Source organism: Methylobacterium sp. E-025 (assembly GCF_022829705.1).
Classification (GTDB): domain Bacteria; phylum Pseudomonadota; class Alphaproteobacteria; order Rhizobiales; family Beijerinckiaceae; genus Methylobacterium.
On the sequence record NZ_JAKSYR010000099.1, the window covers coordinates 24,071 to 41,683 of the forward strand.

At 71.5% G+C, this 17,613-nt stretch carries 15 protein-coding genes and 1 pseudogene; 13 read left to right on the top strand and 3 right to left on the bottom strand.

What is annotated here, in order from left to right:
• Positions 1 to 381 precede the first annotated feature (381 nt).
• The 8 genes from MKK64_RS12110 (at position 382) to MKK64_RS12145 (ending at position 8,796) form a co-directional block, all read left to right on the top strand.
• Entirely contained in the window at positions 382 to 1,371 is a 990-nt protein-coding gene (locus tag MKK64_RS12110; RefSeq protein WP_243935115.1) for an ABC transporter substrate-binding protein, read from the top strand.
• Positions 1,372 to 1,375: 4 nt separating this feature from the next.
• Complete coding sequence (locus MKK64_RS12115; protein WP_243934438.1) at positions 1,376 to 2,419, top strand: LLM class flavin-dependent oxidoreductase; 1,044 nt, start codon at positions 1,376 to 1,378, stop codon at positions 2,417 to 2,419.
• Positions 2,420 to 2,433: 14 nt separating this feature from the next.
• Positions 2,434 to 3,771, top strand: a complete 1,338-nt coding sequence (locus tag MKK64_RS12120; protein ID WP_243935117.1) for an LLM class flavin-dependent oxidoreductase — start codon at positions 2,434 to 2,436, stop codon at positions 3,769 to 3,771.
• Positions 3,772 to 3,945: 174 nt separating this feature from the next.
• Positions 3,946 to 4,746, top strand: coding sequence for a MetQ/NlpA family ABC transporter substrate-binding protein (locus tag MKK64_RS12125; protein WP_243935121.1), 801 nt, complete (start codon positions 3,946 to 3,948; stop codon positions 4,744 to 4,746).
• A gap of 109 nt (positions 4,747 to 4,855) precedes the next feature.
• Positions 4,856 to 5,656, top strand: coding sequence for a MetQ/NlpA family ABC transporter substrate-binding protein (locus tag MKK64_RS12130; RefSeq protein WP_243935122.1), 801 nt, complete (start codon positions 4,856 to 4,858; stop codon positions 5,654 to 5,656).
• Positions 5,657 to 5,658: 2 nt separating this feature from the next.
• Positions 5,659 to 6,792: a methionine ABC transporter ATP-binding protein gene (locus tag MKK64_RS12135; RefSeq protein ID WP_409567939.1), complete on the top strand. Its 1,134-nt coding sequence runs from the start codon at positions 5,659 to 5,661 to the stop codon at positions 6,790 to 6,792.
• Entirely contained in the window at positions 6,773 to 7,426 is a 654-nt protein-coding gene (locus MKK64_RS12140) for a methionine ABC transporter permease (RefSeq protein ID WP_243935124.1), read from the top strand. The genes MKK64_RS12135 and MKK64_RS12140 overlap by 20 nt, the downstream gene beginning before the upstream one ends.
• Positions 7,423 to 8,796 (top strand): LLM class flavin-dependent oxidoreductase, encoded by a 1,374-nt coding sequence (locus tag MKK64_RS12145; RefSeq protein ID WP_243935126.1) that lies wholly within the window; start codon positions 7,423 to 7,425, stop codon positions 8,794 to 8,796. Before MKK64_RS12140 ends, MKK64_RS12145 begins: the two co-directional genes overlap by 4 nt.
• Positions 8,797 to 9,040: 244 nt before the next feature.
• Here the strand turns inward: MKK64_RS12145 and MKK64_RS12150 are convergent, their stop codons facing one another.
• Positions 9,041 to 10,375, bottom strand: a complete 1,335-nt coding sequence (locus MKK64_RS12150; RefSeq protein WP_147725706.1) for an MFS transporter — start codon at positions 10,373 to 10,375, stop codon at positions 9,041 to 9,043.
• A 224-nt stretch (positions 10,376 to 10,599) separates the two neighbouring features.
• Here MKK64_RS12150 and MKK64_RS12155 point away from each other — a divergent pair.
• Positions 10,600 to 10,692, top strand: a pseudogene (locus tag MKK64_RS12155) (IS5/IS1182 family transposase); the annotation flags it as partial.
• 44 nt (positions 10,693 to 10,736) lie between these two features.
• Here the strand turns inward: MKK64_RS12155 and MKK64_RS12160 are convergent.
• Entirely contained in the window at positions 10,737 to 11,225 is a 489-nt protein-coding gene (locus MKK64_RS12160) for a response regulator (RefSeq protein ID WP_187274927.1), read from the bottom strand.
• A 551-nt stretch (positions 11,226 to 11,776) separates the two neighbouring features.
• On the opposite strand from MKK64_RS12160, the gene MKK64_RS12165 reads away from it, so the two are divergent.
• The 4 genes from MKK64_RS12165 (at position 11,777) to MKK64_RS12180 (ending at position 15,112) form a co-directional block, all read left to right on the top strand.
• The gene (locus tag MKK64_RS12165; protein ID WP_243935128.1) at positions 11,777 to 12,379 is read left to right on the top strand and encodes a TetR/AcrR family transcriptional regulator; all 603 of its coding nucleotides are present in this window, start codon (positions 11,777 to 11,779) and stop codon (positions 12,377 to 12,379) included.
• Positions 12,380 to 12,500: 121 nt separating this feature from the next.
• Positions 12,501 to 12,734, top strand: a complete 234-nt coding sequence (locus MKK64_RS12170) for a hypothetical protein (RefSeq protein ID WP_243935130.1) — start codon at positions 12,501 to 12,503, stop codon at positions 12,732 to 12,734.
• 164 nt (positions 12,735 to 12,898) lie between these two features.
• Entirely contained in the window at positions 12,899 to 13,582 is a 684-nt protein-coding gene (locus MKK64_RS12175; RefSeq protein ID WP_243935132.1) for a type 1 glutamine amidotransferase domain-containing protein, read from the top strand.
• 123 nt (positions 13,583 to 13,705) lie between these two features.
• Positions 13,706 to 15,112 (top strand): amidase, encoded by a 1,407-nt coding sequence (locus MKK64_RS12180; protein ID WP_243935133.1) that lies wholly within the window; start codon positions 13,706 to 13,708, stop codon positions 15,110 to 15,112.
• 220 nt (positions 15,113 to 15,332) lie between these two features.
• Here the strand turns inward: MKK64_RS12180 and paoC are convergent, their stop codons facing one another.
• Complete coding sequence (paoC, locus tag MKK64_RS12185) at positions 15,333 to 17,543, bottom strand: aldehyde oxidoreductase molybdenum-binding subunit PaoC (protein ID WP_243935135.1); 2,211 nt, start codon at positions 17,541 to 17,543, stop codon at positions 15,333 to 15,335.
• Positions 17,544 to 17,613 lie beyond the last annotated feature (70 nt).

A 17,613-nucleotide genomic window follows, 5' to 3' on the forward strand; every position in this document is an offset into this window, starting at 1 on the left:
ATCGTGCAAGCACATGTTTTTGGAACGTCTGCCCTGGCTTTGTGGAGAGCAAGGCAATTTCGTTTCGATCTGTGCCGACAGGAAAGAAGACGGTTTCCCGGTCCAGATCTGGATCATCAAGCTCGGACCGATCGCTCGGCAGGATCTCGGTGTTGCCCGTATACGGCCGCTCACGAACAGACAGGAGACCTATACTCTCCGACAAGCCGATCGAAGAAGGCGCTTCCACGCATCCGGGGAAAATCGAAACCGTGGTTTCTTGATCCGACGCCCTTGCTCGACTTCAATACGCGAGCCGGCGAGCGGCGGGCGGGCCCGAGACGGCGTGGCCGCCACCGTATCGGCCTCTCTCCCGCCTTCCAGCAGATGTGCGAGCCTTCGATGACCGACGAGACCCCGTGGCGGATCGCGCCCTCCCGCCGTTCGCTCCTCCGCACCGGGCTCGGCGGAGCCGCTGCCCTGGCGCTCGGTGCGCCGGCCGTACGCGCGGCGCCGCGCGAGGTGAAGATCAGCATGCAGCGCTCGTCGGTGCTGTTCACGGTGCTGAAGGTGAAGGGCACGCTCGCCGAGCGGCTCGCCCCGCTGGGCTTCACGCCGTCCTGGCACCTGTTCACCAGCGTGATCGAGCCGATGAATGCCGGCGCCGTGGATATTCATGCGGACGTCGCCGACGCCGTGCCGATCTTCACCCAGTCGGCCAAGGCGCCGCTCACCTTCTACGCCCGCGAGCGGGGCGCGCCCGCGGCCGAGGCGATCATCGTGCCGGCCGACTCCGCGATCCGCACGATCGCCGACCTGAAGGGCAAGACGGTGGGCGTCTCCCGCGGCTCGGGGAGCCATTACGTGCTGGCCGCCGCGCTCAGGCGCGCCGGCCTGACGTTCGCCGACATCAAGCCCGCCTACCTCCAGGCGCCGGACGGAGCCGTCGCCTTCGATCAGGGCAGCCTCGACGCCTGGTCGATCTGGGACCCGTTTCTGGCCTTCGCGGAGGCCAAGCGCCCGGTGCGGGTCATCGCCGACGGCGGCGGGCTGACGAGCTACCACCGCTATTATCTGGCGAACGACAGCTTCGTCGCGGCACAGCCCGAGGTGGTGGCGACCGTCTACAGCTCCCTGGTGGAGGCCGGTGCCTGGATGAAGGCGAACCCGGAGGCGGCCGTGGCGCTGCTCGCCCCGATCTGGGGCGACCTGCCGCCCGCGGTCGTCGCCGCAGCCAACAGCCGCCGGACCTACGCCGTCGAGCCGGTGGAGCGCGCCCAGCTCGGCGAGCAGCAGGCCATCGCCGACGTGTTCTACGAGGCCAAGCTCATCCCCCGCCGGATCGACGCCACCGACGTGCCGATCTTCCAGCCCCCCGTCGGCCGGGGCTGACGCCGTGACCCATGCTCCCCGTTTCGGCATCTGGGCCGCCGTCCACGGCTCCCGCGCCTCCCACCACGATCCCGACGAGCCGGACGATGCCGGCTGGGAGCGCAACCGCGCCCTGGTGCTCGAGGCGGAGGCGCTCGGCTTCGACGCGGTGCTGGTCGCCCAGCACACGATGAACCCCTACGATTCCGGGCGCGACCAGCTCGAGGCCTGGACCGGGGCGGCGGCGCTCGCGGCGCTGACCCGGCGCATCGAGATCATCGCGGCGATCAAGCCGGGACTGTACCACCCGGTGGTGCTCGCCAAGATGGCGCTGCAGATCGAGCATATCAGCGGCGGGCGCTTCGCCCTGAACCTCGTGAATGCGTGGAACAAGGCGGAGTTCGAGCGGGCCGGCCTGCCCTTCCCGGCCCATGACGACCGCTACGCCTACGGCCGCGAATGGATCGGCCTCGTGGACCGGCTGATGCGCGGGGAGACCGTGACCTTCGCGGGTGCGCACTTCCAAGTCGAGGAGTATCGGCTCCGCCCGGCCGGCACCTTCCGGCCGCGGCCGACCATCTATCTCGGCGGCGAATCCGAGCCGGCCCGGGCGCTGGCGGCCGACCACGCCGACGTGTGGTTCATCAACGGCCAACCGCTGCGGGACGTCGCGGCCTTGATCGCCGACCTGCGCCGGCGTCCCGCCGCCAACGGCCCCTTGCGCTACGGGCTTTCCGCCTTCGTGATCGCCAGGGACACCGATGCCGAGGCGCAAGCCGAGCATGCCCGCCTCCTCGCCCTCGCAGAGCGCGACGCGCCGTTGCGGGCCGACACCCGCGCCCGGACCGATCAGGCGAGCGTGATGTTCGCCAAGACCGATGCCGCCGCCTCGCGGCACGTCGGAACCAATGGCGGCACCGCCGCCGGGCTGGTGGGCAGCTACGACACGGTGGCCGAGCGCATCCGCGCCTTCCACGCCGCCGGCATCGACCTGTTCATGCTGCAGTTCCAGCCGTTCGAGGCGGAGATGCGCCGCTTCGCCGAGCAGATCCTGCCGCGCGTGCGCTGAACCGGAGACCATCGATGAGCGGCCGCCAGCTGCACCTCAACGTCAACCTGCTGCATTCGGGCGTCTACCCGTCCGCCTGGCGCCTGCCGGACAGCCGGCCGGACGCCTTCGTCGACGTCGACCACTTCGTGCGCGTCGCTCGGATCGCGGAGCGCGGCAAGCTCGACGCGATCTTCCTGGCCGACACGCCAGCGATCAACGACCGGATCGACCACCGGCCGTTCAACGCCCTCGAGCCGACCGTGGTGCTCGCGGCCGTGGCGGCGGCGACGCGCCATGTCGGCCTCGTGGCCACCGCCTCGACGACCTACAACGAGCCCTACAACCTCGCCCGCCGCTTCGCGAGCCTCGACCTCGTGAGCCGCGGCCGGGCCGGGTGGAACGTGGTGACGACGGCCGACGCCGCCGCCGGCCGCAACTTCGGCTTCGCGGGCGCCTCGGCGCACGGCGCGCGCTATGCCCGGGCGCGGGAGTTCACCGACCTCGTCCACGCCCTGTGGGACAGCTGGGAGGACGACGCGTTCGTCGGCGACAAGGCGAGCGGCCGCTTCGTCGACGCCGCCAAGGTCCACGCCGTGAATCATCGCGGCACGCACTATTCGGTCGCCGGGCCGCTCACGGTGCCGCGCAGCCCGCAGGGACGCCCGGTGACCTTCCAGGCCGGCGGTTCGGAGGATGGGCGCGAGCTCGCCGCCGCCACCGCCGACGCGGTGTTCTCCCTGGCCCAGACGATCGAGGACGGCGCCGCCTACGCCCGCGACCTGCGCGCGCGGGCGGCGCGCTACGGACGGGGGGCCGACGCGCTGGTCGTCCTGCCGGGCCTCGCCACCGTGATCGGCTCCACCGAAGCCGAGGCGCGGCGGCGCCAGGACGCGCTCTGGGACCTCGTGCCGGTGGAGTACAGCCTCGCGCGCCTCGCGGGCACGCTGCGGATCGATCCTGCCCGCCTCGACCTCGACAAGCCGCTGCCCGATCCGCTGCCGCTGCCGCCGGATGCCAACCACACGATGTTCCTCGGCACCGTCGCGCTCGCGCGCCGAGACGCGCTGACGGTACGCCAGCTCCTGCGGGCCCTGGGCGGCGGCGTCGGCCACCGCATCGTCGCGGGCACGCCGGAAGCGATCGCCGACGACATCGAGGCCTGGTTCCGGGCCGGCGCGGCGGACGGCTTCAACCTGATGCCCGACGTGCTTCCGGACGGCCTGGAGACCTTCGTGGACGCGGTCGTGCCGATCCTCCAGCGGCGCGGCCTGTTCCGGCGCGACTACGCCGGGACCACCCTGCGGGATCATCTCGGCCTCGCGCGCCCTGCCAGCCGCTTCGCCGCGACGGGGGCCGCCGCTTCGGCGTGAGCCCCGTCGCTGCAAGGGGCCGGGAGAACATCGCTATCCTCCCGCCGCGAAACACGGCGACGATCCCCTTCGAACGCGCCGAAATTCGGCAATCGCTGCTCTTGATGCGAGACCTTCGTTTCGAGATACCAAGACCAGTCTTCATCATCGAAATCCCATCGAAAAGCGTGCGCCGTGCCTGCATCGACCCGTCGCGTCTTCCTGTCCGGCGCCCTGGCCCTTTGCGTCGGGCCGGCCCGCGCCGCGTCGGCGCCCCTGCGGGTCGTGGCCTCCTCGCTGCCGCATGCGGAGATCCTCGAATTCGTCGGCGACAAGCTCGCCCCCGACCTGCCGCTGAAGGTGATCGAGATCTCGGGCGATCTGCGCCCGAACGCCCTGCTGCGTGACGGCGACGCCGACGCCAACTTCTTCCAGCACGTCCCCTTCCTCCGCTCGGAGGAGGCCGCCATGGGGATGCGCTTCGCCGTCGTGGCGGCGGTGCATGTCGAGCCGCTGGGATTGTACAGCCGCCGGGCCAAGGCGCTCGCGGACCTGCCGGCCGGCGGGGTCGTCTCCCTGTCGAACAACGTCTCGAACACCCACCGCGGGCTGTCGCTGCTTCAGGCCAACGGCCTGATCCGGCTGCGGGCGAAGGAGGCGGACGTGAACGCGACGGTGGACGACATCGTCGAGAACCCGAAGAGCTTCCGGTTCGTCGAGATCGCGCCCCCGCAACTGCCGCGCTCCCTCGACGACGTGGCGCTCGCGGTCATCAACGGCAACTACGCGCTGGAAGCGGGGCTGGAGCCTGCGCGGGATGCGCTGGCGCTCGAACGGGCCGAGGGCAACCCCTACGCGAACGTCCTCGTCACGACGGAGGGCCTGGCGAAGGATCCCCGCGTGTTGCGCCTCGGAACCCTGCTGACTTCGGCCGAGGTCGCGGATTTCATCCGCAAACGCTACCGCGGCTCGGTCGTCCCCGTCCGCCCGTCCTGACCGGCACGGCCCGGGCGAGCCAGCTCCGGCCCACCGATCGACCCTCTGCCCCCTTACCCCCGCCCGCTGCCCTGGCTTCGCCGGGCCGAGCGACCGGAGTCCACGACCGATGCGCTTCCTGAAGACTTTCGCCGTCGTTCTCTTGTCCATGGGCGCGATGGCGGCCCAGGCCGAGACCTTGAAGATCGGCACCGTGCCGGGCGCCTACAGCGACGCCGTCACCGCGGCCGCCAAGGAGGCCAAGGCGCAGGGCATCGACGTGAAGGTGATCGAGTTCAGCGACTGGACGACGCCCAACGTCGCCCTCGACGGGGGCGACATCGATCTGAACTTCTTCCAGCATCGTCCCTTCATGGAGAACGCCGCGAAGCAGAAGGGCTACCGGTTCGACATCGTCGGGCTCGGCATCCTGCAGAACATCGGCCTGTTCTCGCTCAAGCATAAGAGCCTCGACCAGGTCCCGGTGGGGGGCAAGGTCGCCATTGCCAACGATCCGGTGAACCAGGGCCGAGGCCTGCTGCTGCTGCAGAAGGCCGGCCTCATCAAGCTCAAGGACGATGTCGGCTTCCTCGGCACCGTCGACGACATCGTCGAGAACCCGAAGACGCTGAAATTCACCGAGGTCGAGGGGCCGCAACTGGTGCGGATCACCGGCGATGTTGATCTCGCGCAGGGGTATCCGCATTTCATCGTCGCCGCCGGTGCCTTCGATCCGACGAGCGGGCTGATCTATTCCGGGATCGAGGACAAGCTCTTCGCGGTGAGCTTCGTCACGAAGGCCGCTCGCAAGGACGATCCGACGATCCGGAAATTCGTCCAGATCTTCCAGAACTCCGAGGCCGTGAAGCAGCAGATCGACAGATCCTTTGCCGGCAGCGACAAGCTGTACCTGCTCGCGTGGCAGAACTGACGATGGCGAGCTTGGCTCTGGACAGTCTCGGATCGATCGATCCGGCCGCGCCGAAGGCGACGGGCGCAAACGCGGTCCCGGTGGCCCGGACGGAAACGGGCCCACGCGGCGTCGGCACGGTGCGGTTCGAGAACGTCGCGAAGACCTATCGCTCCGCGGGCGGCGAGGTCCGCGCCCTCGACGACGTCAGCCTCGACGTCTCGTCCGGCGCGATCTTCGGCATCATCGGCCGCTCGGGCGCCGGCAAGTCGACCCTGCTCCGGACCGTCAACCGGCTGGAGGAGCCCACATCGGGCCGCGTGCTGGTCAACGGCGAGCCCATCGAGGCCCTGCGCACGGACGGTCTCGTGGCCCTGCGCCGCCGCATCGGCATGATCTTCCAGCACTTCAACCTCCTGTCGACCAAGACCGTCCGGCAGAACGTGGCCCTGCCGCTCAAGGTGGCCGGCATCGGCAAGGCGGAGGTCGACCGGCGGGTCGCGGAGGCGCTGCGCCTCGTCGGCCTGGAGGACAAGGCCGAGACCTATCCGTCGCGCCTCTCGGGCGGGCAGAAGCAGCGCGTCGGCATCGCCCGCGCCCTGGTCAGCGACCCCGAGATCCTGCTCTGCGACGAGGCGACCTCGGCGCTGGACCCGGAGACCACCCTGTCGATCCTCGGCCTGCTGCGGGACATCAACCGGCGGCTCGGCCTGACCATCATCCTCATCACCCACGAGATGAGCGTGATCCGCGAGATCTGCACCGACGTCGTCGTGCTGGAAGCCGGGCGGATCGCCGAATCCGGCCCGGTCTGGCGCGTGTTCGGCGCGCCCGAGCACCCGGCGACCCGGGCGCTGCTGGCTCCCCTCACCCGCGACGTGCCGGACGACCTGGCGCAGCGGCTCCTGTCGCATCCCGCGCCGGGCGCGCAGGCCGTGCTGCGGATCACCTATGCCGGGCGGTCCGCGCCCGACCTGTCGGCCCTCGTCGCGGCGACGGGGGGATCGGTGCGGCTTCTGCAGGCGGGCGTCGAGCGCATCCAGGGGCATGCCGTCGGCCGCCTGCTGATCGCCGCCAAGGGGATGCAGGCGGAGGCCCGGCTGAGGGCCATCGGGGAAACCGTCGAGGGGATCGGCTATGTCGCCGCAGATGATTGACCGCCTCTGGCAGGCGGCGTTCGACACGATGTTCATGGTGGGGGTCTCGGCGGGGATCGCGGTGGTCGCCGGCATCCCGCTCGCGCTGTTCCTCGTCACCTCCGGGCCGGGCGGCATCTTCCCGGCGCCGCGGGCGAACCGCTTGGTCGGCCTCGTCGTGAACGGCTTCCGCGCCGTGCCCTTCATCGTGCTGCTGGTCGCGCTGATCCCGTTCACCCGGCTCGTCGTCGGAACCACGATCGGCGTCTGGGCCGCCATCGTGCCGCTGGCGGTGAGCGCGACGCCGTTCTTCGCGCGGATCGCCGAGGTCTCGCTGCGGGAGGTCGATCCCGGGCTGGTCGAGGCGGCCCAGTCCATCGGCTGCCGCCGTCGCCACATCCTGCTCCACGTGCTGCTGCCCGAAGCCCTGCCGGGGATCGTCGGCGGCTTCACCATCACCGTCGTGTCGATGATCGGCGCCTCGGCCGTGGCCGGTGCGGTCGGCGCGGGCGGGCTCGGCGACGTGGCGATCCGCTACGGCTACCAGCGCTTCGACACGACCGTGATGTCGGTGGTGATCGCGATCCTGATCGTTCTCGTCTGCCTCGTGCAATTCACGGGCGACAGCGTCGTGCGGAGGCTCCGGGCGCGATGAGCGACGGCCGAAAGCAGATCCGGCTCAATGCGTTCAACATGAACTGCGTCGGCCACATCAACCACGGCCTGTGGACCCACCCGCGCGACCGCTCGGCCGCGTACAACACCCTGCGCTACTGGACGGACCAGGCGAAGCTTCTGGAGCGCGGCCTGTTCGACGGGCTGTTCATCGCCGACATCCTCGGCGTCTACGACATCTACGGCGGCGGCATCGACGTGACGGCGCGGGAAGCCGTGCAGCTGCCGGTGAACGACCCGACGCTGATCGTTCCGGCCATGGCCGCGGTGACGGAGCATCTCGGCTTCGGCATCACGCTCAACGTCTTCGCGGAGGCGCCCTACACCTTCGCCCGGCGCCTCTCGACGCTGGACCATCTCACCGGCGGGCGGGTCGGCTGGAACATCGTCACCGGCTACCTCGAGAGCGCCCATCGCGGCCGGGGCGAGGCGCTTCCGGCGCACGACAGGCGCTACGATTACGCCGACGAGTATCTCGAGGTGCTCTACAAGCTCTGGGAAGGAAGCTGGGACGACGCGGCGGTGCGCCGGGACCGCGAGGCGCGGGTGTTCAGCGATCCGGCGCTGATCCGGCCGGTCTCCCATCGCGGCGAGTTTCTGGCGGTCGACGGCTACCACCTGTGCGAACCCTCGCCCCAGCGGACGCCCGTGCTCTACCAGGCGGGCGCCTCCGGCCGCGGTCGGGCCTTCGCCGGACGGCACGCCGAGTGCGTGTTCATCTCGGCGCGCGACAAGACGTCGGCCCGCGATTCGGTCCGCGCGATCCGCGCCGAGGCCGCCGCTGCCGGGCGCGACCCGCAGGACGTGAAGGTGTTCATCGGCATCGCCGCCATCCCCGGCCGCACCCGTGCCGAGGCGGAGGACAAGCGCGCCGAGTACATGCGCTACGCCAGCGCCGAGGCCGGGCTCGCCCACTTCTCCGCCTCCACCGGCATCGATTTCGCCCGCTACGGCCTCGACGAGCCGATCCCCTACGCCCCGGGCAACGCGATCCAGTCGGCCACCGCCGCGGCGGCCAAGCGCAGGCTGACCAAGCGCGACCTGCTCTCGGAAATGGGCCTCGGCGGCCGCTACGCGGTGCTGACCGGCGACGCCGCGTCCATCGCCGACGAGCTGCAATCCTGGGTCGAGGAGGGCGAGGTGGACGGGTTCAACCTCAGCCGCCTCGTCGTGCCGGAAAGCTTCTCGGATTTCATCGACCTCGTGATCCCCGAGCTCCAGGACCGCGGCCTGTACAAGACCGCCTACACGCCGGGCTCGCTCAGAAACAAGCTGTTCGGCCAGGGCGACCGCCTGCCCGCCCGCCACGCCGCACAAGCCTATCGCGGCGCCGCCGCGCTCGGAGGCTGACCGCAAGCGTCCTGCCGCCATTCCGAAGAGCCCGGCTGCGACAACAGCGAGGCTCGGATGGCCGGCCCCCTTTCGGCCGGATCGAGGCGAGTCCCCCGCGATGGATCTCACGGGTCGCCGGCGCCCTCGCCCGCGACGCCGGCCGGCCTGCCGCCGGACGACATGACGTATCGCCCACGATCACGGTGGCGGTCCTGCGGAACGAGCGGCGCGGCGAAGCGAAACGGGGACCGGCAAGCCGCGATCAGGTCGCCGCCTCATCCTCGCCCCAGCGACGCAGCGCCCGGACATGCGGCCGCAGCAGCGTGATGCCGAGAAGCGAGATGCCCGCGAGCGTCGTGCCGAACAGCGCGATCGGCAGCCACGCCCCACCCGAGGCTTCCGCCAGCACCGTGCCGACGATCGGCGTCAGGCCCCCCGCCACCGCGCCGCTGAACTGGTAGCCGATCGAGATGGCGGTGTAGCGCACCCGGGTCGGGAAGGCGCCGGCGACGTAGCCGGCCACCACCGCGTAGAAGCTCGCGATACCGAGCTGGATCAGGCACAGGCCCAGCGTGATCGCGGCGAACGAGCGCGTCTCCAGCAACAGGAACAGCGGGTAGGGCGTGACGATGCACCAAAGGAGCGAGAGCTGGAGGAAGCGGCTCTCGTCGCCGAGCCGCTCGGCCACGCGCGCGGCCACCGGCTGGACGACGAACTGCACCCCGGCGGTGATCAGCAGGGCGTCGAGGATCACCGCGCGCTCGATATGCAGGTACTGCACGGCGTAGGTGATCAGGAACACCTGGTAGAGATACACCGAGGCGATGGCGAAGGTGTTGGCGGCGATCGCCATCAGCAGCGGGCCGCGCTGCGTGCGCAGCACCTCCGGGATCGGCGCCGCCCGGGCGAGCGCCTCCCGATCGGCCGCCTGCGCGGCCTGGAACGCCGGCGATTCCGCGACGCCGAGCCGGATGACGAACCCCACCGCCAGGAGCACGACGCTGGCAAGGAACGGCAGGCGCCAGCCCCAGGCGAGGAACGCCTCCTTGTCCATCAGCCCGGCCAGGCGGAACGCCAGCAGCGAGAGGATCTGCCCGGCCGGGCTGCCGAGCTGGGCGAAGGAGGCGAAGTACGTGCTGCGACCGCGGGGGGCGTGCTCGGCGGCGAGCAGCACGGCGCCGCCCCACTCGCCGCCGACCGCGATGCCCTGGAAGAGGCGCAGCAGCACCAGGGCAACCGGGGCCCAGATGCCGGCCGAGGCGTAGGTCGGCAGCAGCCCGATCGCGCTGGTGGCCAGCCCCATCATGACGAGCGTGGCGATGAGTGCGCGCTTGCGCCCGAAGCGGTCGCCGAGGTGGCCGAAGATGAGGCCGCCGGCCGGGCGCGCCAGGAAGCCGACGGCGAAGGCGCCGAACGCGGACAGCGTGCCGAGGAACGGGGTCTCGCCCGCGAAGAACAGCGGGCCGAACACCAGCGCAGCCGCGACGCCGTAGATGAAGAAGTCGTACCATTCGATGGTCGTGCCGATGAAGGCGGCGACCGCGGCGCGGCGCGACTGATCGGCGACGCCCGCGGAGGGAGTGGGTGACGCCTGCATGTCCGCTCCGCGACCGGGGGCCGAGCGCGCATCACCCGGCTGGTCATCAGGTCACGACCGCCGCCGCCGCGCAAGCCGGGGTTGCCGCGCAGCATCAGGCCATCGACCGCATCGGCGACCCGACGATGATCGATGTCGCGTCGCACGAAGCCGGTGAGCACGGTGCGCCGCCTTGGCATCCAGACGGCCGCCTATGCCGGCGTTCCCGCGGCGAACGGCGCGTTCCGTTGGCGCAGGGCGGGCGTCGTCCGATCGAGCACCGGGCTGCCCTCACGGGCATCCTGTTCGGGCCGCGCACGAGGCTGCCGTGGGAAATTTCGCTGCGGCGGGCGATCCGGACCGGGCATCCCGCGGGCGGCGGCTAGGACTTGTCCGGCTCGGTCGAGGGGGCGGCGAGGGCGCCCACGCCGTTGCCCATCTCCAATCCCCGGTGGGGCGGCACGCCGCTCGGCAGCACGGGCGCGGTCGCGGGCTCGTCCCGCACCTGCCCCAGGCCGGCTTCGACCTCCTGGATGAGGTCGGCGAACTTGTACGGCTTGCTGAGCAGGCGCGTCCCCGGCGGCAGCGCGCTGCGAAGATCCGCGCCCGCGCCCGAGGTGACGATGATGCCGACGCCGGGCCAGCGGTGGTGGACGAGATGGACGAGGGCGACGCCGTCGCCGACGATGCTGCGCCCCGTGATCAGCATGCGGACGGTGTCCGGTCCCTGGAGCACCGCCAGCGCCTCGGCGGCGGTGCCGACCTCGATGGCCCGGTAGCCGAGATCGGTCAGCATGTCGGCGGTGACCATGCGGACGAGCTGGTCCGCCTCCGCGATGAGGATGGCGAGAGGCCTGCCGTCACCGATCATCGAATACGCTCCTGATGTCCGTCTCAAGGTCGTCAAGACGAGGAGCTGCGGAGCACTCCGGCATGGCGATGGCCGCTCCGAAGAGTTCGAAGCCGCGAACTCTGATACCGCACCCGACGAAAACCTCCTAATCCGGGCGCGATCGGAATCCTCGGCGCGCCAAGTCCGATCGCGCATGGCGGAAGGCAATATCCGGCCGGCCGAACCCTGCTCGGATGCGGGCGGTCGGGATGGGGACGGAGCATCCGCATCCGCGTCGGCGGGCGCGGCGGTTCCGACGTCATGGAACGACGGCTTCCTACGCCGCGGTCGCGGTTTCGGAGGGGAGACGGCGTGCCTGCGAGCCCGCTCCGCCTTCCGCCGAAGGGTTAGCGCGGCCGCCTTCGCCTGGCGGCGGAGCGAACGGGCCTGCTCCAGGCGATGCCGGAACGCTTCCGGCCTCCGCCTCGAACGCTCGCCCCGAGCTTCGTCTCGCCCGCCGCGTCCCCTGCCAGGGAAAAATCTTTTCGGCCCCACTAGACGACCGGTCTAATCCGAGCTATCTCCCGGTCATGGCACGCGTCACCGCACAGACCGACACCCGCCAGGGCATCCTCGACACCGCCTACGGCCTCGTGGGCGCCAAGGGGTTTTCCGGGGTCGGGCTCAACGAGATCCTCGCTTCGGCCGGCGTGCCGAAGGGATCGTTCTACCACTACTTCGGCTCGAAGGAGGCGTTCGGCGAGGCGCTTCTGGAGGACTACTTCGACACCTACCTCGCCGAGCTCGACGCGATGCTGGCCGAGCCGAGCCTGAGCCAGGCCGACCGCCTGATGACCTACTGGCGGAAGTGGCAGGCGACGCAAGGGGGCATCGACGACCGGCGCAGGTGCCTGGCGGTGAAGCTCGCGGCGGAGGTCTCGGACCTTTCCGAGGCCATGCGCCTCGCCCTGAAGGCAGGCACCGCCGGGATCATCGAACGCCTGTCGCGGGCGATCGCGGCCGGCGTGGCGGAGGGCTCGCTCACGATCGCGAGCGAGCCGCACACGACCGCCGAGGACCTGTATCACGTCTGGCTCGGCGCCAGCCTGATGGCGAAGATCGTGCGGACCGACGCCCCGTTCGAGGCCGCCCTGGGCACGACGCGGCGCATCCTCGGCCTCGCGTCGCACTGATCATCCCTTCGGCGCCGGCAACGGCACGCATGGCCGCGCAAAACCGAGACGACCGGTCTACTCAGATCCTCATCATTCCCCTGGGCCGGCGGGGGGAACGCGAACCGGAAGGAGAAAACCGATGCCTCACCACACCAAGACGCTGGCCGCCGCCCTCCTCGCAGCCGCCGGCCTGACGGCCCTCCCGGGCGCCACCACGGACGCGACGGCGCAGGAGCGGATCACCCTGGAGACCATCGGCGCCGTCCGCATGGCCCGGTTCGAGGAGGTCCGCGGCACGAATGCGGAACTCCGCCCCGCGCAGGCGGCCCCGGCCCGCGACCCGGCCGCGGAACGCGCCGCCAAGGCGCGGTAGCACCGCCAAGCCGCGGTAGCGCCGGTCCGCCCCATGCCGGCCCCCGCGCGGGGAGTCCCCCTCGAGGACGTCCTCGCACCCCACCTTCACTCGCCCAACCTCCCCTCGCCCAACCTCCCCTCACCCAACCTCCCCTCACCCAAGCCAACGATCCGGAGAACGACATGAAGATCCTGATGGTCCTGACCTCCCACGACCAGCTCGGCGACACCGGCCGCAAGACCGGCTTCTGGCTGGAGGAGCTTGCCGCCCCCTACTACGTGTTCAAGGATGCGGGCGCGGAGGTGGTGCTGGTGTCGCCCGAGGGCGGCCGGCCGCCGCTCGATCCGAAGAGCGCCGAGCCGAGCTTCCAGACCGACACGACGCGCCGCTTCGAAGCGGACGCGGCGGCGATGGCGGTGCTGGCCGAGACCGGCCGGCTCGTCGGCGTCGGCCACGACGGCTTCGACGCCGTGTTCTATCCCGGCGGGCACGGCCCCCTCTGGGACCTCGCCGAGGACCCGGCCTCGATCCGGCTGATCGAGACCACGCTGGCGGCCGGCAAGCCCGTGGCCCTGGTCTGCCATGCCCCCGGCGTGCTGCGCCATGCCAAGGCCGGCGACGGGACGCCCCTGGTCGCGGGCCGCAACGTCACCGGCTTCGCGAACACCGAGGAGGAGGCGGTCGGCCTCACCCGGGTGGTTCCGTTCCTGGTCGAGGACGAGCTCGCACGCAACGGCGGCCTCTACGCCAAGGGTGCCGACTGGGCCCCCTTCGTCGTCACCGACGGCCTGCTCGTCACCGGCCAGAACCCCGCCTCCTCGGGCCCTGCCGCCGAAACGCTCGTCGCACGCCTCGCGAACCGCTGACGGGTCGGGCGTCCCCCGCGGCGCCCGCCCCCGACCATCGCACGGCCGGCGCACCGCACGGCCCTCCCCATGACCCGGCCGAGGCACCATGCCCGCATCGGCGATCGCGAAGGCTCTCAGATCATGACCACCGACATCGTCTTCTCGGACGCGACCGGCCTCGCCGCGCTGATCCGCACACGCCAGGTCTCGCCGGTCGAGGTCGTGCAGGCCCATCTCGACCGCATCGCGGCGGTCGACCCCAAGGTCAACGCTATCGTCACCCTCGCGGAGGGCGCGCTCGCCGCCGCGCGGGAGGCCGAGGCAGCGGTCATGGCCGGCAAGGAGCTCGGGCCGCTGCACGGCGTGCCCTTCACCGTGAAGGATTCGATCGACACGGCAGGCGTCCTCACCCAGCGCGGCTCGCCGATCTTCGCGGGCCGCCGGCCGGACGCCGACGCCACCAGCGTCGCCCGCATGAAGAGCGCCGGCGGCATCCTGCTCGCCAAGACCAACCTGCCGGAGTTCTCCTACTGGATCGAGAGCGACAACCTGCTCTCGGGCCGCTCGAACAACCCGTGGGACCTCGACCGCACGCCCGGCGGATCGAGCGGCGGCGAGTCGGCGGCGATCGCGGCGGGCCTGTCGCCCTTGGGCCTCGGCACCGACCTCGCCATCTCGGTGCGCGGCCCGGCCGCGCAGACCGGCATCGTCGCGCTGAAGCCGACGCACGGGCGCGTGCCGATGACCGGCATCTGGCCGCGCGCGCCGCGCCGGTTCTGGCACGTCGGCCCGATGGCGCGCTCGATCCGCGACCTCGCGCTCGCCTTCGCGCAGCTGGCCGGTCCCGACGGCCTCGACGGCTTCGCCTCGCAAGGCGGCCCGTTCGACGCCGGAGCCGGCATCGCACCGGGCCGTAAGCTCCGCGTCGGCTGGATGGTCGGGCCGGGCTTCGGGCCGATCGACACGGAGGTCGCGGCTACCGTCCGGGCGGCGGCGGACGCGCTCGCGGGCGAGGGACACCCGGTGCAGGAGGTCCGCATCCCGGCCCTGGAACGCGACTTCGCCCTCGACGTGTTCAACAAGCTCCACGTCATGGAAATGAAGCCGGCCTTCCGGGAGGCGACCGCCGGGCACGAGGACCGGATGTACAGGATGGCGCGGACGATGCTGTCGCTGCCCGACACCTCGATGGCGGACTACGTTGCGGCCGAGCAGGCGGCCGAGCGGCTGCGGGACGGCTACGCCGCCTATTTCCGGGATTACGACGTGCTCCTCACGCCCGTGCTGCCCGTGCCGGCGCACAAGCACGGCATCCGGGACCTCGTCGTCGACGGCGAGACCGTCGACCTGACCTACCTGCAGGGCGCGACCGTGCCCCTGAACGTCACCGGCCTGCCGGGGGTGTCGATGCGGTTCGGCACCAGCCGCGAGGGCCTGCCGATCGGCGTGCAGCTGGTCGGCAGCTGGCAGGCGGAGGCGACGATCCTGCACGCCGCCGCGCTGCTGGAGGGCGTGAGCCCGGTCCGCGGCCTGCACCCGAGCCTCTGACGGGAGGGGACAGGCCCGGGTCGCGCACCGCGCTCCCAGACCGCCGGCACGAAAGCCTGCATCCGGCCGACCTTCGCACCGTTCTCGCGATGGACGGTCGAGGGGGCGCCACCGGAGCGCCGCTGGCGGATGGACTCTCGAAGGGCCGCCAGGCTTCGGGCCGGCGGATCGATCGCGCACCGGGCGCGCGGATCGTCGTGTCCCGCATCCCGAGGCGTCGTCAGGCCGAGTCCGGCATCCGGTCGAGGAGCTTGTCGAGGGTGATGGGGTAGTCGCGCACCCGCACGCCGGTCGCGTTGTAGACCGCGTTGGCGATCGCCGGGGCGACGCCGACATGGCCGAGCTCCCCGACGCCCTTCGCCTTGACCGGCGACATGGTCGGGTCGACCTCGTCGAGGAAGACCGCCTCGAGATGGGGCACGTCGGCGTGCACCGGCACCTCGTAGCCGGCGAGATCGTGGTTCACGAAGAAGCCGCGCCGCGTGTCGACGACCATCTCCTCCATCAGGGCGGCGCCGATCCCCATGGTCATGCCGCCGATGATCTGGCTGCGCGCGGCCTTGGGGTTGATGATGCGCCCGGCCGCGCACACCGCCAGCATCCGGCGGACGCGGATCTCGCCGGTGTCGGCGTCGACGCCGACCTCGGCGAAGTGCGCGCCGAAGGTCTGCTGCGCGAAGCGCTTGGCGAGATCGCCGAACACGATGGTGTCCTCGGCGACGAGGTCGCCGGCCTCCGCCGCCCGTTCGAGCGGCACGGCGCGGTTGCCGGAGCGGACCTCGCCCTCGGCGAAGGCGACGTCGGCCGAGTTGAACCCGAGCCTTTGGGCCACCGCCTCGCGAAGCTTGACGCAGGCCGCGTAGACGCCCGCGGTGACGGAAGGGGCCCCCTGCTGGCCGCCGGAGCCCGGCGTCTCCGGAAAATCGGAATCGCCGAGGCGCGCGACGACCCGATCCGGCGTCACGCCCATCATCTCGGCGGCGGTCTGCGCGACGATGGTGTAGCTGCCGGTGCCGATGTCGGTCATGTCGACCTCGACCGTGACGACGCCGCGTGCGTCGAGGCGCACGCGGGCGGCGGACCGGGCGATCTTCGCCGCGCGGATCGCCCCGGCCATGCCGAACCCGACGCGCCAGCGCCCGTCGCGCAAGCCGGCCGGCTGCGCCTGGCGGCGCTCCCATCCGAAGCGCTCGGCACCGAGGCGCAGGCACGCGACGAAGGGCCGGGTCGAGAACGGGATCCCCGGGTGCTCGGGGTCGACCTGGGTGTCGTTGAGCGCCCGGAACGCGACCGGGTCCATCCCGAGCTTCTCGGCCATCTCGTCCATGGCGATCTCGAGAGCCATCAGGCCCGGCGCCTCGCCGGGCGCCCGCATCGCGTTGCCCTCGGCGAGGTCGAGCACCGCCAGGCGCTGGCGGGTCATCCGGTCGGCGCCGGCGTAGAAGGCGCGCGTCGCCGCCGTCGACGGCTCGGTCCGGCCGCCGGCGAGGTTGCCGTTGAGGTTGTCGTGGCCGATCGCGGTGATCCGCCCGTCCCGGGTCGCGCCGATCCAGATGCGCTGGATCGTCGCGGGGCGGTGGATGGTGGTGTTGAACATCATCGCACGCTGCAGCGCGAGCTTGACCGGCCGGCCGGCCACCCGCGCCGCCACCGCCGCGAGCGCGAGGTCGGACTGGACGGTGCCCTTCCCCCCGAACCCGCCGCCGACATACGGCGAGACGAGGCGGATCCTGTCCTTGGGGATGCCGAGCGTCCTGGCGAGGTCGCGCACGCCCCAGTTCATCTGCTGGATGGAAGTGTGGCAGGTGAGCCGGTCGCCGTCCCAGGCGGCGATGGTGGCGTGCGGCTCCATCATCGCGTGGGCCTGGTCGGGGGTGGTGTAGCGCGCGTCGAGCTGGACCGGCGCCCGCGCGAACGCGGCCTCGAAGTCGCCGACGCGGGTCTCGGGCTTGCCGCCGAACGGGCCCTGCTCGGCCACGGGCGCGGTCGCTTCCTGCGCGGCGAGGTCGAAGGCGCCCGGCTCCGCGACATACGTGACCCGGACCAGGGCCGCGGCGGCCCGCGCCTGCTCGAAGGTCTCGGCGACGACGACCGCGACGGCCTGGTGGTAGTGGTCGACGACGGGCGCGGCGAGGAAGCGGTGGACGTAGAACTCGCCCTGGCCGAGCGGCCCGGCATTCTCGTGGGTGACGACGGCGACGACGCCCGAGGCGGCCTTCGCGCGCGCCACGTCGAGGGTCGCGATCCGGCCCTTGGCGATGCCGGCGCCGACGATGAAGCCGTAGGCGAGGTTCGCGTGCGGATCGTGCCATTCGTAGGCGTAGGGCGCGGTCCCCGTGACCTTGAGCGGTCCTTCGACCCGGTCGGTCGGCTTTCCGACGACCTTGAGCTGGTCGATCGGGTTTTGGCCGGCGGGCTGGTCGAACTTCATGGCTTCAGGCCCTCGCTTGGTTGAGCGCCGCGGACAGGGTCCGCTCGGCGAGCGTCAGCTTGTAGGCGTT

Coding starts and splice junctions, on each gene's coding strand:
- MKK64_RS12170 (WP_243935130.1), top strand. CDS start 12,501: ATGCCTCACCACACCAAGACGCTGGCCGCCGCCCTCCTCGCAGCCGCC.
- MKK64_RS12135 (WP_409567939.1), top strand. CDS start 5,659: ATGGCGAGCTTGGCTCTGGACAGTCTCGGATCGATCGATCCGGCCGCG.
- MKK64_RS12120 (WP_243935117.1), top strand. CDS start 2,434: ATGAGCGGCCGCCAGCTGCACCTCAACGTCAACCTGCTGCATTCGGGC.
- MKK64_RS12145 (WP_243935126.1), top strand. CDS start 7,423: ATGAGCGACGGCCGAAAGCAGATCCGGCTCAATGCGTTCAACATGAAC.
- MKK64_RS12140 (WP_243935124.1), top strand. CDS start 6,773: ATGTCGCCGCAGATGATTGACCGCCTCTGGCAGGCGGCGTTCGACACG.
- MKK64_RS12110 (WP_243935115.1), top strand. CDS start 382: ATGACCGACGAGACCCCGTGGCGGATCGCGCCCTCCCGCCGTTCGCTC.
- MKK64_RS12175 (WP_243935132.1), top strand. CDS start 12,899: ATGAAGATCCTGATGGTCCTGACCTCCCACGACCAGCTCGGCGACACC.
- MKK64_RS12165 (WP_243935128.1), top strand. CDS start 11,777: ATGGCACGCGTCACCGCACAGACCGACACCCGCCAGGGCATCCTCGAC.
- paoC (WP_243935135.1), bottom strand. CDS start 17,543: ATGAAGTTCGACCAGCCCGCCGGCCAAAACCCGATCGACCAGCTCAAG.
- MKK64_RS12160 (WP_187274927.1), bottom strand. CDS start 11,225: ATGATCGGTGACGGCAGGCCTCTCGCCATCCTCATCGCGGAGGCGGAC.
- MKK64_RS12150 (WP_147725706.1), bottom strand. CDS start 10,375: ATGCAGGCGTCACCCACTCCCTCCGCGGGCGTCGCCGATCAGTCGCGC.
- MKK64_RS12180 (WP_243935133.1), top strand. CDS start 13,706: ATGACCACCGACATCGTCTTCTCGGACGCGACCGGCCTCGCCGCGCTG.
- MKK64_RS12130 (WP_243935122.1), top strand. CDS start 4,856: ATGCGCTTCCTGAAGACTTTCGCCGTCGTTCTCTTGTCCATGGGCGCG.